The organism is Streptomyces sp. NPDC033165 (genome assembly GCF_055577965.1).
Genome location: NZ_JBVIPK010000001.1, coordinates 606,881 through 619,995, shown reverse-complemented (window position 1 = coordinate 619,995; position 13,115 = coordinate 606,881). Strand labels below are relative to the sequence as shown.

Annotated in this window: 20 protein-coding genes; all 20 read right to left on the bottom strand. The window is 70.1% G+C overall.

Translation table 11 applies throughout. The annotated features are described in order from the left end of the window. Positions 1–2: 2 nt before the first annotated feature. The 20 genes from ACZ5WC_RS02975 to ACZ5WC_RS02880 all read right to left on the bottom strand — a co-directional run bounded on the left by ACZ5WC_RS02975 (position 3) and on the right by ACZ5WC_RS02880 (position 13,087). Positions 3–1,964 carry a phage tail tape measure protein gene (locus tag ACZ5WC_RS02975; RefSeq protein ID WP_468539172.1) on the bottom strand — a complete coding sequence of 654 codons (1,962 nt, stop codon included), beginning with the start codon at positions 1,962–1,964 and terminating at the stop codon, positions 3–5. After that, entirely contained in the window at positions 1,964–2,260 is a 297-nt protein-coding gene (locus tag ACZ5WC_RS02970; RefSeq protein WP_468539171.1) for a phage tail assembly protein T, read from the bottom strand. The genes ACZ5WC_RS02975 and ACZ5WC_RS02970 overlap by 1 nt, the downstream gene beginning before the upstream one ends. Before the next feature lie 20 nt (positions 2,261–2,280). Further along, positions 2,281–2,682: a hypothetical protein gene (locus ACZ5WC_RS02965; protein WP_468539170.1), complete on the bottom strand. Its 402-nt coding sequence runs from the start codon at positions 2,680–2,682 to the stop codon at positions 2,281–2,283. After that, the gene (locus tag ACZ5WC_RS02960) at positions 2,666–2,881 is read right to left on the bottom strand and encodes a hypothetical protein (RefSeq protein WP_468539169.1); all 216 of its coding nucleotides are present in this window, start codon (positions 2,879–2,881) and stop codon (positions 2,666–2,668) included. Before ACZ5WC_RS02960 ends, ACZ5WC_RS02965 begins: the two co-directional genes overlap by 17 nt. Beyond that, positions 2,881–3,294 (bottom strand): phage tail tube protein, encoded by a 414-nt coding sequence (locus ACZ5WC_RS02955; RefSeq protein WP_468539168.1) that lies wholly within the window; start codon positions 3,292–3,294, stop codon positions 2,881–2,883. Before ACZ5WC_RS02955 ends, ACZ5WC_RS02960 begins: the two co-directional genes overlap by 1 nt. 66 nt (positions 3,295–3,360) lie before the next feature. Further along, positions 3,361–3,777 carry a DUF3168 domain-containing protein gene (locus tag ACZ5WC_RS02950; RefSeq protein ID WP_468539167.1) on the bottom strand — a complete coding sequence of 139 codons (417 nt, stop codon included), beginning with the start codon at positions 3,775–3,777 and terminating at the stop codon, positions 3,361–3,363. Further along, positions 3,774–4,127 (bottom strand): HK97-gp10 family putative phage morphogenesis protein, encoded by a 354-nt coding sequence (locus ACZ5WC_RS02945; protein WP_468539166.1) that lies wholly within the window; start codon positions 4,125–4,127, stop codon positions 3,774–3,776. Before ACZ5WC_RS02945 ends, ACZ5WC_RS02950 begins: the two co-directional genes overlap by 4 nt. A 65-nt stretch (positions 4,128–4,192) precedes the next feature. Then, the gene (locus ACZ5WC_RS02940) at positions 4,193–4,360 is read right to left on the bottom strand and encodes a hypothetical protein (protein WP_388430173.1); all 168 of its coding nucleotides are present in this window, start codon (positions 4,358–4,360) and stop codon (positions 4,193–4,195) included. Further along, on the bottom strand, positions 4,357–4,695 hold the full coding sequence (locus tag ACZ5WC_RS02935; RefSeq protein ID WP_468539165.1) for a hypothetical protein: 339 nt from the start codon (positions 4,693–4,695) through the stop codon (positions 4,357–4,359). The genes ACZ5WC_RS02940 and ACZ5WC_RS02935 overlap by 4 nt, the downstream gene beginning before the upstream one ends. Position 4,696: 1 nt before the next feature. Beyond that, positions 4,697–5,047, bottom strand: a complete 351-nt coding sequence (locus ACZ5WC_RS02930; RefSeq protein WP_468539164.1) for a head-tail adaptor protein — start codon at positions 5,045–5,047, stop codon at positions 4,697–4,699. Continuing rightward, positions 5,044–5,637 carry a hypothetical protein gene (locus ACZ5WC_RS02925; protein WP_468539163.1) on the bottom strand — a complete coding sequence of 198 codons (594 nt, stop codon included), beginning with the start codon at positions 5,635–5,637 and terminating at the stop codon, positions 5,044–5,046. The genes ACZ5WC_RS02930 and ACZ5WC_RS02925 overlap by 4 nt, the downstream gene beginning before the upstream one ends. Before the next feature lie 16 nt (positions 5,638–5,653). After that, positions 5,654–6,001 (bottom strand): hypothetical protein, encoded by a 348-nt coding sequence (locus ACZ5WC_RS02920; RefSeq protein ID WP_468539162.1) that lies wholly within the window; start codon positions 5,999–6,001, stop codon positions 5,654–5,656. A gap of 1 nt (position 6,002) precedes the next feature. Next, complete coding sequence (locus tag ACZ5WC_RS02915; RefSeq protein WP_468539161.1) at positions 6,003–6,374, bottom strand: hypothetical protein; 372 nt, start codon at positions 6,372–6,374, stop codon at positions 6,003–6,005. A 12-nt stretch (positions 6,375–6,386) separates the two neighbouring features. Next, positions 6,387–7,250 (bottom strand): phage major capsid protein, encoded by an 864-nt coding sequence (locus ACZ5WC_RS02910; RefSeq protein WP_468539160.1) that lies wholly within the window; start codon positions 7,248–7,250, stop codon positions 6,387–6,389. Positions 7,251–7,264: 14 nt separating this feature from the next. Further along, positions 7,265–7,975, bottom strand: coding sequence for a hypothetical protein (locus ACZ5WC_RS02905; RefSeq protein ID WP_468539159.1), 711 nt, complete (start codon positions 7,973–7,975; stop codon positions 7,265–7,267). 51 nt (positions 7,976–8,026) lie between these two features. After that, positions 8,027–8,992: a hypothetical protein gene (locus ACZ5WC_RS02900; protein WP_468539158.1), complete on the bottom strand. Its 966-nt coding sequence runs from the start codon at positions 8,990–8,992 to the stop codon at positions 8,027–8,029. Continuing rightward, the gene (locus tag ACZ5WC_RS02895) at positions 8,989–10,458 is read right to left on the bottom strand and encodes a phage portal protein (RefSeq protein WP_468539157.1); all 1,470 of its coding nucleotides are present in this window, start codon (positions 10,456–10,458) and stop codon (positions 8,989–8,991) included. Before ACZ5WC_RS02895 ends, ACZ5WC_RS02900 begins: the two co-directional genes overlap by 4 nt. Positions 10,459–10,467: 9 nt before the next feature. Further along, a complete protein-coding gene (locus ACZ5WC_RS02890) occupies positions 10,468–12,102 on the bottom strand; it encodes a hypothetical protein (RefSeq protein ID WP_468539156.1) in 1,635 nt (544 codons plus the stop codon). Then, positions 12,086–12,565: a hypothetical protein gene (locus ACZ5WC_RS02885; protein ID WP_468539155.1), complete on the bottom strand. Its 480-nt coding sequence runs from the start codon at positions 12,563–12,565 to the stop codon at positions 12,086–12,088. Before ACZ5WC_RS02885 ends, ACZ5WC_RS02890 begins: the two co-directional genes overlap by 17 nt. Before the next feature lie 171 nt (positions 12,566–12,736). Further along, positions 12,737–13,087: a hypothetical protein gene (locus tag ACZ5WC_RS02880; RefSeq protein WP_468539154.1), complete on the bottom strand. Its 351-nt coding sequence runs from the start codon at positions 13,085–13,087 to the stop codon at positions 12,737–12,739. Between the last annotated feature and the right edge of the window lie 28 nt (positions 13,088–13,115).

Below are 13,115 nucleotides of genomic sequence, written 5' to 3'. Positions count from 1 at the left end.
CTCTACTGGCCGAAGGCCTCTTGGACGTCGCCGCCCGCCTCGATGCGGACGATCTCCTGCAATGCGGTGCGCAGCGCGCTGCTGCCGCCGGACGCGTCGTAGACGAAGCGGATGGTCGTCCCGCCCCCCTCACCGGCGTGCCGGGGCCCCCGCGGCGAGTTCAACAGGCTGTCGAGCTTCGACAGCGGCAGGACGGCTTCCTGCTCGGCCCCTTCGCCGATCATCGCGAGCGTGGCGCCGGTGGTGATGCCGCCCTCGGCCAGCATCGGGATGTTCGGGGTGTGCAGGGTCAGCGACGGAATAGACACGCCCATGATGGAGCCGCCGCCGATCGTGAAGGACAGGTTGTTCCAGCCGCTGATCAACTGGTTGACCATGCTGCGGAAGCTGGAGCTGATGCCGTCCCACATGCCCGACGCGGCGGACCGGATCTTCCCGGGCAGGCCGCCGATCCAGGACACGACCTGACCGAACCATCCGGCCACCTTCCCGGGGATCGCAGCCAGCCAGTTCACGATCGCCATGACGTCCGAGATCGCCTTGCTGATGTCGGCGACGACCCAGTCCCATGCCGCCGTCGTCTTCTGGACCACCCAGTTCCATGTCGCGGCGACCGCGTCCTTGACCCACTGCCAGGCGGTGCCGAGCTTCCCGACGATCCAGTCCCATACCCGGCCGGTGGCGGCGGCGATCTCGTCCCAGTAGACGACGATCAGCACGATGATCGCGATCAGGGCGATGATCCCGGCGATGATCCACGTCCCGGGGAACGCCCACAGGGCGGTGTTCCATGCCCACTGGGCGATCACCGCGATGCCGATTGCCAGGGCCAGCGCGATCAGCCCGACGGCGAGAACCTTCACCAGGCCCGGGTTCTCCTGCATGAATCCGGCCAGGAACTCAAGGGCGGGCTGCAACGTCTCCCCGAGCGTTACCGCCATGGTCCGCCAGATCGCATCCAGCGACTTTGACGCCTCTGCCGACGCGGTGGCCTTGTCGGCGGCCCCGGCCACGTCGTCCATGCCTCCGGCGGCGGCGGCGGTGGCCGGGTCCATCGCCCACAGGGCGTCCGCGCCTTCGCCCGCCATGTCGCCGAACAGTTCGATGCCGAGGGCTGCCTGCTTGGCCGGGTCCTTCACCCCGCGGAGCGCTTGGAGGGTCTTGCCGAGGGCAGCTTCGGCGTCGTCGCCGCCCTTGCCGATGTCGGCGAACATTTCCTTGGCCGGCAGGCCCAGTTCCTTGAACGCGTCACCGGCCCTCTCCGTCTCCTCGGACGTGATGCGGGCGAACTCGTGGATGACGTCGGCGGCCTGGTCGATGTCGCGGCCGCCAGCCTGCACGTACTGCGACATCATCCCGAACGCGGTCTTGCCGTCGACCCCCATCCTCTCGAAGTGCTTGCCGTACTCCTCGATGACCTTCGGGATGTCGTCGCGCATCATCGCGGGGAGCTCCTGCGCGGCCGCGGTGAGGATGTCGAACGCCTCCTCGCCGTCCTTCGCCATCCCCAGCTTGATCATTTTTCCGGCGGCGTTCGCGGACTCGGCGACGTCCAGCTCGAACGTCTCGCCGAGCATGAGCGCCTTCTTGGTGAGGTCGTCCATCTCGGCATCGGACAGGTCGCCGACACCGCCCATGGCCTGGGCCACGGTGCCGAGGGCGTCGCCGACCTCCTGCATCGACTCGCCCCATCCGGCCGCGTACACCCGCCCAGCCGCTTCCCCGGCGCGCGCGGCCTCGTCCTCGGTGAGGCCCAGCTGGTTCTGCAGACGGGTCTCCACGTTCTGCAGGTCCATGGCTGCGGTGAGCCCGGCCACGAACAGTCCGCCCACCGCGGCACCAGCCGCAGCTGCCTGAATTCCTCCCAGGCTCGCACCCACGTCGTCGGCGGCACCCTGGGCCCCGCCGGTGAGGTCGTCGGTGTTGATCCCGATCGAGACAAGGAGCTCTTCGAGCGTGGCCATCACGGTCTCCCTTCTCTGAGATCAGCACCGCCGAACCGGGCGTTCATCGCCTGGACCTTGGCCAGCATCTGCTGCCAGTCGCCGGGCTGGCGCTTCGCCGCCTTGTCCCACGTGGGCACGAAGTCCTTGGGCTCGGCCTTCTTGCCGCCCTTGCCTCGGGCGGCATTGGCGACGGTCGCGGCAAGGATGCCGTGCAGGATGTCCTGGCGTTCCGGGCCGATGGGTCCGGCCACGTGCTCGTAGGCCATCCACTCGGCGAGCTCGTCCGAGGTGCAGCGCGCCAGGAGTTCGGGCACGGTGCACCGGAGTTCGAGGGCTAGGCGGTGGTAGAAGCGCCGCTCTGGGGCGCTTCGGAGTTTCCCGCCTTCGCCTCCACGTCCTCCTTGCGGAGCCCGGACAGGCGTTGAGCGACCTGCCCGATGCGTTCGAGGACGGCCCCGTTCTTCTTGCCGAGGGCGGCGACTTCCTTGTCGGTGAAGAGGCGTTCGAAGTCCTCGCCGACCATGGACTTGGCGCAGAGTTTCGCGAGCTGGTCGGCCATGTTCATCCGCTGCACGGACCCGTTGGAGCCGAGGACGACAAGCGAGCTCTGGTAGGCGTTGCGTTCGGTGCCGGACATGCCGAGGACGCGGACGGTGCCGCCCCACTCGGGCACGTCGACGTCCTCCCACTGCCGGTCGTCGACCGCGGTGATCTGGTCCTTACTCAGCAGTGCCATTGGGGGCGCCTTCCTTCAGGGTGTTCAGTACGTCGACGCGGGCGCCGATAAGCGTCAGATGAACGGCGGGGGCATCGTCGGGGTTGACGGGGACGTCCACGGAGTCCCGCAGGATCGCGCCTGCCGGGATCTCTACGCCGTCGACGACAATGCGGGCGAGCATGCCCTCGCGGACGACAGTGATGCGCTCCGCGGGCATCAGCTGATGACCGGCTTCCCGGACACCTTGAAGGTGAGGGACGCGGCGGCCTTGTCGTCGTAGGGAGCTTCCGGCTCGAACCCGGTGATGATCGCCGGGAACGACCACGTCGTGGCCCCGGTGTCGGGGAACACGATCTGGTAGTTGCGGGGGGCGGTGTCGTCGAAGTCCGCGACGAGCGTGTCGTGCAGGACGGGCTGGTAGTTGATGTCCGCAGACACCTCACCCGGGTCCTTGAGCCCGCCCAGGAACTCCATCCACCCGTCCGGCGACCCGTGCGACGTGACGTCGAGGGTCTCCCTGGACAGGCCCGGGCCCGACAGGTTCGTGATGTCGGCGATGGCGGTGAACACCTCAGGGTCCTCGCCGTCGCCGCGCTTGAGCTGTACTCCGAAGCCGTCCATACCGGCCATGAGGTGCCTCCTGGGCATGAAGAAGGCCCCGGCCGGTGGCGCGGGGCGGAAAGGGAAGGGGGAGGGTCAGTGCTGCTCGGTGACGATCCGGTACCGCAGCACCAGGTGCCGGATGTTGCCCGGCGGCTCCGGGTCGGTGAGCGTCTGGGAGAACTCGAACCGCGTCGCGATCCACTCCTGTCCGGGAATGGTCAGCGGCTGGTGGTCCAGGAGCTCGGTGATTCGGGCCCCGATCCGCAGCACCCGGGCGTACCCGCGGTACTGGTCCCACACGTGGAGGGTCGGCACGGTCTGCCGGCCGAACCCGCCGTGCCGGTTGTCCGGTGTCTCGATCGCCTCGCCGATCTGGACGAACGGATAGGGGACGGTTTCAGGCAGGTAGTCGTAGATGCCCTCGATCAGCGCCCCGAGCGTGCTGTCACCGGACAGGACGCTGTGCAGGGCCCCCTGGACGGGGAGCATCGGGGACGGGGCGGTGCTCATCCCAGAGCCCTCCTCACCTCGGCCTGGATGCGGGCGGCAATCCTGGTGCGTTCGGCCTCGATCGCCGGTCCGAGCGCGGGCCGGGCGGGAATCTTGCGGGTGCCGAACTCGTGGAGGATCGCGTAGAAGTCGTCCCGGTCCCACCAGCCGATCTCGGCGCGCAGCTGGCTGTTGTGGAACCGGGCTCTCGCGCTGTTCCGCAGGTTCCCCGAGTCGACCCGCACGCCCCTGGCCGCATCAGCGCGGATGGCCTCGGCCGAGTCCTTCAGCGCCTTGAAACCGGCGGCCCGGATCGTCGGGGTGAGATCTGCGAGCTGATCCCGAAGCCGGTCCAGGCCCTCGATCTGCACGGTGATTCCGGTGCTCCTGGTCCCGCCGCCGCGGCCGCCGGACCGTCCTCGTCGCCGCGCCACAGCTACTTCGCCAAGGTCCGGCGGATCGTGGCCAGCTCGGACGCCACGGCAAGCAGCGCCCAGGCGAGGGCGGCTGCCGGATCGTCCCCGCCCTCGTTGTTCGCGAGGAGCCGCTCGGCGTTCTGCCGGCACTCCAGCGGATCGGTGGGCAGCGGCGGGCGGGCGGTCACTGGCCGAGCTCCAGCACCGCGACCGTCACCGAGGTGACCGCATCGTAGGTGATTGCCGCCCGGCCCGACGTACCGCGGAACAGAGGGGCGAGGGGAAGCACCCCGGTCTCCCCAGCAGCGACGACCAGTGTTGCGTCGGGGACAGCGAGGCCGGACACGGTGCCCGGGGTGGCGACCGTCGCGGTGTGGGGCGAGGCGTCGCCGTTCACCATGACGAGGAAACGGCCCGGCCCGCACGGAGCAGTGTCCCCGAGCGCCGCCGCAGCGACTGCGGCGCCTTCGAGGTCGGGCAGGCCGCCGTTGACCGGGACCGGGGTTACTGCGAGCGCGGCCATGTCAGCCACCTGCTTTCTGGATCAGTTGGCACGGGGCCTTGGAGTACACGGGGGTGGAGGGCTGGACGACGGCCAGCACCCGGAGCACCTGCTCCTGGCCCAGGGCGTCGGTGCCGCGCAGCTCGTCGCCGCGGCGGACATCCGCCCGGGGCAGGAGGAACACGGTGTGGTCGTGCGTCGACTGGGCCTGGGCGGCCAGCATCCGGTCCGCGTTGCTGGGCTGGTCGACCTTCGCCCGTACCGTGCCCGGCTGCTGTACAAACACGGTCTCCTGGCCGCCGTACCCGTCGTCCACGGTGGTCGGCCGCCACACCTCCAGCCGCCGGTTCAGATGCCGCCCCGGGCCCCTCACCGCGACCTCAGCAGGGAAGCGCCGCCACCGAACCGGGCGGCCAGCCGCTCGTGCAGGTAGGAGGGCAGTTCCATCTCGGTGATCAGGCCGTCGCTACCGTAAGTGACCGCCCAGTCCCCGAGCCGCTCCGAGGTGACGTTCCCTGCGGCCAGCCCTTCCCCGCCGTCGTCCGCCCGGTACGCCACCAGCGCGGCCGCGACCATCCGGCACACGAGGTCGACGATGTCCGGCGGCACGGCGGGCAGGCCGTGGGTGTAGGTGACCGTCACCTCGGACGGACCGTCGGACGCGGTCCAGCCACCGAAGCGCCAGAGCCGGTCCGAGCGGAGCCGCCAGTCAGTTACCGCTACGTCGTCCAGGAGGACCGTGGTGACGTCGGTGACGGGCGGGCCGGGCAGCCGTAGCCGCTGGTCCGCCTCGCCCTCCACAGTGACCGTGGACGTCGTCATGGAGATCGGCGCCCCGGCCGCGTCCCGCACAGCGGCCGAGGCCACCGCGAGGTACCGCTCGGCGACGGCGGCCTCCTCGGAACCCACGGTCATACCGAGGGCCTCCAGGTCGCCCACCGTCGCAAGGAGTTGCAGAGCCACGGTGACCTCCCGGTCGTCAGCTGACCATGTCGATCAGGTCGGCCTTCGTGTAGTTCTCGGCGTCCTCGGCGGACAGCAGACCGCGGGCGACGACGCACGCGATCCACTCGGACTTCGGCGCGTTCAGGGCCGGGCGGTTCTGTCCGCCGACCACCGGCTCAGGCACCGGGTCGGTGGCGGGCGGCTCGTCAGGCCGGGCAGCGGGCGCGGACGTCGGGGCAGGCGCGGTGGGCTGGGGGGAGCCGTCCGAGTCGACGCGGACGAGGAGGCCGCGCTCGTACCGGTCGGCGATGCCCTCGGGCAGGGGCAGGTCCATCGTGAAGATGGCCCCGCCCTCGCCCCGCAGGTGGATCGTCTCGGCCATGTCAGGTGTTCCTCGGCACTCGGAGCGCGGTGATCGTGCCCGTGGTCGTCGTCGACTCGATGAGCATCGACCCGTCGTTCTGGACGAACCGCCCGGACTCGAACGGGCCGATGAACTGGGTGGTGCCGAACGCCACCGACACCTCCAGGTCGCCCTGCCCGGCGGCCAGGGCAGGCGGGTGGTCCCCGGCCTTGACCGTGATCGTCAGGGCGGTGTCGTCGTCGGTGTTCGAGACACGCAGCACGGTCAGCTCCGGGAAGGAGTCGGCCAACTGCATGTCGTTCGTCGGCGCCGCGACGAGCGTCGTCCCGGCGGGCTGCGCCAGGTTCCCGTTCGGCACGAGGTTGGCGTAGGTGAGCTGTGTGGTTGCCATGGGTCAGGCTCCTCAGGCGGCGGGGTTGATGAACGCGGCGGCCAGGTGGTCGGGGCGCACGACCTTCGCCCCGTACAGGGCCAGGCCCTTGACCGCGTCGGAGAACGAGGACTCGGGACGGTAGGCCTCGGTCTTGTTGATCTGCTCGGCGAACGTGATCGCCCCGTTCGTCCCCGCGGTGACGACCTGCGTGTCCCCCGTCGGGTTGGGGATGTTGTTCGACTCGTAGATGTCGAACCCGGCGGCCCGGCCGACCATGCCGTTGCGCAGACCGGCGTCCGTGCCCGACTCGTTGACCTTGATGAACCGGGAGTCGAGCAGCAGCGAGGCATAGAACTCGGCGGACACGATCGCGTACCGGCCTGCGGTAGGCACGTTCGCCTTCGTCAGGCGGGTCCGCAGCGGCACCAGCACCTTGTCATAGGCGTCCGTCGGGGTGGTGTACGTGTCGATCGGCGAGCCCTGCACGTTCAGGAAGTTCGCCGTCTGGATCTGCGTGTACAGCCCGGCCACGTACTGGTCGACGGTGTCCGCCAGGGCGTAGGCCGCCTCGGACATCGCCTGCGGGACAAGCCCGCCCTTGGCCTGCCGCTTGTCGACGTCGTCGATGCTGAACGCCCAGTACTTCGACTGGTCGACGACGAGGGTGCGCTGCCCGGTGGTCAGCTTCTCCGGGGTGATGACGGTGGAGCCGGGTACGTAGGTGCCGACCGCCGGGCGGGACACCGAGGTGATGCGGACGGTGTCGCCCGCCTCGCTGATCTCGCCCTCGTAGTCGCGGTTCACGACCGTCGGGCCCGCGTAGATGAGCTGCTTCCGGACCGCGACGAGGAGCCGCGACGACCAGATTTCGGGAACGAAGTTCCGCACGGACATAGGGATCTCCCTGGTTACTTGCCGCCCATGAGGTCATCGAGTCGGCCGTCTTCACGGGCCTTGTCGATCGCCTCAGGGGACATGGACTTGAGGTCTGCTCGGGTGAGCTGCTTCGGCCGGCCCGCCTTGCGCGCTGCCGCTCCGCCGTCGCCGGTGCCCTGGAACCTCTTCACCGTTGCGGCAAGGTAGGGCTTGGACTTGATGAGCTCGTTGATGGCTTCGGTGACCTCGTCGGAGTCGAGGTCACCGTTCTCGTCGACCTCGAACTGGTCGAGGTCGAGGAACCTGTAGGCGTCCGCGGGGTCGGCCAGCACACCCTTGGCGGCAGCCTTCACCTCGGCACGGACGATGCGGGCATTGGCCTTCTCCAGCGCTGCGGCCTCGGCCTGCCGGCGGGCCTTCTCGGCCTCGTCGACGCCGTCCTTGTCCGCCAGGCGTTGCTCCAGCTCCCGCGCCCGGTCTCGCTCGGCCCGCCACTTGCCCTTCATCGACGCCAGAGCGCGCTTGCCCTTGTCGCCGAGCTCGTCGGCGCCGTCCGGGTCCGGCTCGTCGCCCTCGTCGGGCTGCTCTTCCTGCTCGTCGCCCTCGGGCTGCTCTTCACCGCCGTCGCCAGGCTGCTCTTCCTGCTCGTCGCCGTCGGCGTACAGGGTGAACGGGTCGGTGTAGGGGTGGGTCCAGCCGGGTGCGTGCGCGCGGGCGTGACGGGGCAGGGTGCGGCGGTTCATGGGTTCTCCCGTTGCGGGTGAAGGGCCCGGGCGTTGCGCGAGGGCAGGGGGTCAGTAGAGGTAGCCGTGCAGCCGCAGCAGACGCATGGCGTGTGCGCGGCCGTCGGCCAGGCGGAAGATCTCTTCGGGCATCAGGCGGGGAGTCCGTGACACCCGGTACCGCTGCCCTTCGACCTTCGCGAAGTTCTGGAGCCGGTTCCCGGCGAGGCCGCGGCGGGTCGTGCCCTCGGTCGTTGTCTGAACCGTGCGCCCGAACACGGTGGCGGTGGCCATGCCCCGGCGGGCGTTCACGACCTGCCCGAGGTCGGCGCCCTCGTCCAGGGCACGCGCACCGGCCTGCCCGAAAACCCGCCGCTTCTCCTTGGCCGACATGGCGTCGAACACCTTGCGGGGGTCCTGCGCGGTGGGCCGGTGTTCCCGGGTGACCGGCTCCATCCCGCAGTGACATCGAGGGTGCCGCAGGAAACCGCTGGAGACGCCGTACTCCCGCCCGGCCAGGACGATGCACCGGGAACACGCCCCGGCCTCCACGACACGGATGTACGACGTCACCCCCGGGCGGGCGGTCATACCAACCTGGTCCGCGGCCCGCGCGGCGTCGGCGACGGCAGTGCGCACCATCAGATCCAGAAGCAGCTGCCCGCGGGCGAGCGCCTGCACGATCGGCACGCCCTGGGTGACGAGACGCAGCGCGGTGAACACCGGGATCTGCAACGCCTGCGCGAGCGGAACACCATCCCCGGTCACCCCGGCCAGGGACTCCGGCACAAGCCGGTCCGACTGGGCTTGTTCCGGGTCCTCGCCGAGCAGGGCGAGGAGCCAGGGCTCGGTGCCGCGCGCGGCGGCCAGCTGTGCACCGGCCACTGCCGCGACGACCGGGCCGAGCGCCGCCACCCACGACAGGCCCGGGGCGTCACGGTCGACGCCCCGCCACGCGGACCGGGCCGCCCGGGACGCGGCGGCCGCCAGGCGCAGGCGCGCGAGCACGTGCGCCACCGCCATCGGGGACGGGCTCACGCCGCCACCTCCTCGGCCTCTTCCTCCTCGGGCGCCGGAGGCTCCGGCGCAGCCGACCCTGTGAGCTGCCGGGTGATCTCCGAGACCGGATCCATCTCCAGTTCCCGCTCCCGCATCGCGACCACGTCGGCCACCTCCGTCGGCGTCAGCCCGTACCGCAGGGCCAGCCACTCGAACGGGAACCCGAGCTGCTTCAGCTTCAGCAGCGCGTCCGCCATCTGCGCATGCGACCGGGACTCCGAGTCCGCCCACAGCACCCGGCCTGAGCGCAGCGCGCGCGCCAGCCCGTCCTGCCCGCGCGCCAGAGCAATCAGCCGGGCCACCTCCCGCAGCCCCTGCCCGAACCACAATTTCTTCTCGTCGACCCGCTGCACCAGCCCGGTCTCCGCAGCCAGCAGAGCGTCGGCCGACAGGTTCGCCATCTTCCCGATCAGATAGTGCTGGGGGGTGCGGGTCTGGGCGGCGAGGTGACCCACGGCAACCTCGATGATCCCGGTGTATGCGGCCAGGTTCGCGGCCTGCCACTCGGCAATCTTCGCGTCCTTGCCGGTGATCCACGCGACCCGGTCGATCTGGAATTTGTCCAGGTCAACGGGCTGCTTCCCGATGATCTCCCCGGCCGCGTTGAGCTTCGGGATCATCGGCCGCTCGGCGCCCATGACGACCCGCTGCGGGAAGCTGGCGTAGTCCGAGGCGGTGAACAGCTGGGCCCACAGCAGGTTGATTGCGTCCTGCATCGCGATCACGCCGTGCACGTCGCTGATCGGCTCGTCCACCAGCATCGGCTTGTTCGGCAATTCCACCATCGGCACCACGCCCATGGGGTTCGGCTGCGGGTTCGGCTCGTCGCCAAGCTCCCGCGGCGTCCACCGCTCCAGCTCCTCGTCCACGTCCGCCATCTGCGGGGACTTGTCCTGCTTCGCCAGCGGCCGGGAGAACTTCCACACCTCGTCCTTCAGGTACAGGGTCGCGAAGTCCTGGTTGCCGTCCTGCCACCGTTTCAGGGCCGCCCGCCGGTGCCGCCGTGACCCGGGCTCGTAGGCCACGATGCACTGCGAGGCGTCCTCGAACGTCACGACGGGCATGTCCGGGTCGTCGGGGTCGCCCCACACCAGCACGAAGCACCTGGCCCCGGTCACCGCACCGAGGAAACCCAGCTGGGAATCGGCGTCCAGGCCGTTGACCTGCCACACCTCCCACAGATCCGTGTCCGCCGTGATCTCCCCGGACGCCTGGAACCCGGTGACCGTCAGCCGCTCCACCGGGGAGTCCGCCACCACCTGAACCCAGTTGTCGCTGAAATCCCGGTAGCGGTCGCCGTGGAACTTCGCGAACTCAGCCGACGCGAACTTCAGCCTCTGCTGCCCCCGGTAGTAGTCGTTGTGCCGGTCGATATCGCCGCGCCGCCGGATCAACTCGTTCTCCAGCAGCCCGACCAACTGAAGGGCCTGCCCCTCCGTAGCCATGGGCCCTCCTCATCCGCCGTAGTAGTAGGACGTCTCCAGCTCGGCCAGGCCAGCCGCGATGACGTCGCCGAGCGCCTCGTGGGCGAGGATGCTCGGGATCGTGGCGTCGATCTTCTGAGCGGGCGACGCCTTTCGGAGCACGTACCGATCCGACGGGCGCGCGGCCGCGCGGGTGTTCGCGATATGCGACGCGGTGATCTCGCACCCGTCATGCGTGAACACCGCCCCCTCCGAGTTGCGCTTGACCACGTCCGTCTTCAGCCGCTCGGCCGCTGAGTACATCTGCACGATGCGGCGGGTGTGCCACCGAATCACCCGCTCCTCCCCGTACAGATCCACCCACTCATCGATCTCCGTGTCCCAGTACGGCGGGTCCGCGTACAGCCGCACCACGTCGTACCGGTTCATCAGCTGGTCCACCGCCGCCCGCACCTCCGCGCGCGGCACCTGCCCTCCGGTGTCCGCCGGGTTCCAGATCGTCGGGGCGTCATCCGGCCCGTACAGCGGGGTGAACTGGTAGCCGTCCATCGTCTCGGCGCGGATCGCCGTCCAGTCGTCCGAGTCGGACCCGTCGAACCCGAGGACGATCCGAGTCATCGGCCGCACCCGTCGCGGGTCCGCCTTCGCCGCCCACTTCGCCGGATCCAGCCACGCCGCCGACCCGGCGACACACCGGTTCCCGAAGAACCGTTCAGCCTGCGCCGGATCCTTCTCCATGATCTCGGCGGCCTCAGCCTCGATCGCGTCCAGGTCGACGTGCGCTGACCCGGCGTAGACCACGGCGTGGATCTTCCGGCGGTCCCGCTTGTTCGCGTAGGACAGCGTCTTCGGAGCCTGCGGGTGATAGCGGAAGATGTCCGTCGCCTTCGCCTCGGACGTCGACTGCGCGACGGAGTCCTCCGAGGGGTCCCACCCGTTCGTCGTCTCCATCGACCGGCCGCCCATGCCGGCCGTACCGCGGCGCTGGGTCTCAGCCACCCGGCGCAGCTTGTTCGCCGTGGTGTACAGGCCGGTCTCGTCCTGCATCGCGAAGATGATCGGGTTACCCAGGCGGGACAGCGCGGACGACGTGACCACGTCGATGCGGCCCTGCTCGCCGACCCGGGTGAACTCCTCGCCCACACGCAGCTGCTCGGACAGCGGGCCCCGGCGCACCATCGACTGGAGCGGCCGGTAGACGTTCGCCACCTGGTCCTCGGACGTCGCGGTCAGCTGGATCTGGGGCGTCGGCCACGGGGTGCCCATCGGCTCGCCCGGCTCGTAGTCGTACCACCACCCGCAGCCGCACCCATGCTCCGAGCACCGGTACCGCTCGCCGCCGCACGCCCACCCGTTGAAGACGACCGGCCCGGCCGCCTCCGCCAGGACGATGGTTGCGCTCCAGGGGCCCTTGCCCGTCTTCTGCGGCGCCACCACCTGCGACCGCCGGTAGCGGAACGCGGGCGCCAGCTGGCCGACCACCGCGGTCGGCTTGATCCGGTAGTGGTTGACCGTGCACCACAGCTGCCACGGGTACAGCTCCATGTCCTCACCAGCACGGAACCCGTCCGGGATCGGACAGTGCCGCTCGATCCAGTCCGGCACGATCCAGAGGGTGGGGAAGTCGACGACGAACTCGGCGGCGGCCTCAGCCGCCTTCGCCACTGGGCACGACCTTCAGCCGGTCCCGGGCAGACGCGCGCCGCACGGGCTCCGCAGCCACCGAGCCGACGGCAACCGACTCATCCGCCACCGGGGCGATCTTCCACCGGTTGCGGTTCATGCCAGCCACGCTCAGCCCGAGCGAATCGAGGTAGCCGCGCACCATCTTCTTCACGTCGACACGGGCGTCCGCACGCTCAGCCTCGGCCAGAGTCCGGACGAACAGGGCCACCTCCAGCTCCTGACCCATGTCCTCCCACGCCACTGCCTGAGGCTTCGCCCACAGGTCCTCCCACAGATCCAGCTCACGGTCCGCGCCCTCGGTCAGCGGCCACTCCGGCGGACTGCCCGCGCGGCCCTCGGCCGGCAGAGTCCGCCACCCGCCCTTCTCCATCGACGCCGCACTCTTCAACGACCGCGGGTCCGGCGGCGGCCCGGACACAGCACGCGCTCCACCACGGGGCATAACGATCACTCCTTCAACGCCGCATTGCGCGGCACCGATGCCGTCACCTTGCGTGACAGCGGGGACCCTCTGAACCCGGCGCACCCCCGAGCGCCCTCCCCCGCGTCTGGGCCCCCCAGGTCGGCCGGGGGTACCCCCCTGGGTGGGGGTTGCTGAGCGTGACGAGCCTGGTCAGTGCCCGAAGGTCTCGATCGCGGTCTTGCGGCTGTGATGACGCTTGCTCATGGCCTGCCAGTTGGTGGGGTCGAAGCCTCGGGGGCCGAGTGGTCCGAGGCCGTCGATGTGGTCGACCTCGGTCGCTCGGTCGCGTTGCAGTGGGGGCAGGGCGGCGCACTCGTCGCATTCGCAGTACGGGTGGTCTTCGAGGTAGCGGGGGCTGGCGTTGCGCCATGCGGTGCCTCGGCCTGCGTTGCGGTGTGCGGGGCGGGCCTGGGTGGCCTGGGCTTGGCAGGGGGGGCATCTGCCTTGGGGGGTGAGGGTGGGGCAGCCTGGTGTTGGGCAGACCTGCATGGCCTTACGCATGCGCGTACCTACTGCTGTGCGTGCGTGC

Excerpts from the sequence above, each read along its gene's own strand:
- ACZ5WC_RS02975 (WP_468539172.1), bottom strand. The coding sequence starts at position 1,964 with ATGGCCACGCTCGAAGAGCTCCTTGTCTCGATCGGGATCAACACCGAC.
- ACZ5WC_RS02965 (WP_468539170.1), bottom strand. The coding sequence starts at position 2,682 with ATGGCACTGCTGAGTAAGGACCAGATCACCGCGGTCGACGACCGGCAG.
- ACZ5WC_RS02960 (WP_468539169.1), bottom strand. The coding sequence starts at position 2,881 with ATGCCCGCGGAGCGCATCACTGTCGTCCGCGAGGGCATGCTCGCCCGC.
- ACZ5WC_RS02955 (WP_468539168.1), bottom strand. The coding sequence starts at position 3,294 with ATGGCCGGTATGGACGGCTTCGGAGTACAGCTCAAGCGCGGCGACGGC.
- ACZ5WC_RS02950 (WP_468539167.1), bottom strand. The coding sequence starts at position 3,777 with ATGAGCACCGCCCCGTCCCCGATGCTCCCCGTCCAGGGGGCCCTGCAC.
- ACZ5WC_RS02935 (WP_468539165.1), bottom strand. The coding sequence starts at position 4,695 with ATGGCCGCGCTCGCAGTAACCCCGGTCCCGGTCAACGGCGGCCTGCCC.
- ACZ5WC_RS02920 (WP_468539162.1), bottom strand. The coding sequence starts at position 6,001 with ATGGCCGAGACGATCCACCTGCGGGGCGAGGGCGGGGCCATCTTCACG.
- ACZ5WC_RS02915 (WP_468539161.1), bottom strand. The coding sequence starts at position 6,374 with ATGGCAACCACACAGCTCACCTACGCCAACCTCGTGCCGAACGGGAAC.
- ACZ5WC_RS02910 (WP_468539160.1), bottom strand. The coding sequence starts at position 7,250 with ATGTCCGTGCGGAACTTCGTTCCCGAAATCTGGTCGTCGCGGCTCCTC.
- ACZ5WC_RS02905 (WP_468539159.1), bottom strand. The coding sequence starts at position 7,975 with ATGAACCGCCGCACCCTGCCCCGTCACGCCCGCGCGCACGCACCCGGC.
- ACZ5WC_RS02895 (WP_468539157.1), bottom strand. The coding sequence starts at position 10,458 with ATGGCTACGGAGGGGCAGGCCCTTCAGTTGGTCGGGCTGCTGGAGAAC.
- ACZ5WC_RS02885 (WP_468539155.1), bottom strand. The coding sequence starts at position 12,565 with ATGCCCCGTGGTGGAGCGCGTGCTGTGTCCGGGCCGCCGCCGGACCCG.
- ACZ5WC_RS02880 (WP_468539154.1), bottom strand. The coding sequence starts at position 13,087 with ATGCGTAAGGCCATGCAGGTCTGCCCAACACCAGGCTGCCCCACCCTC.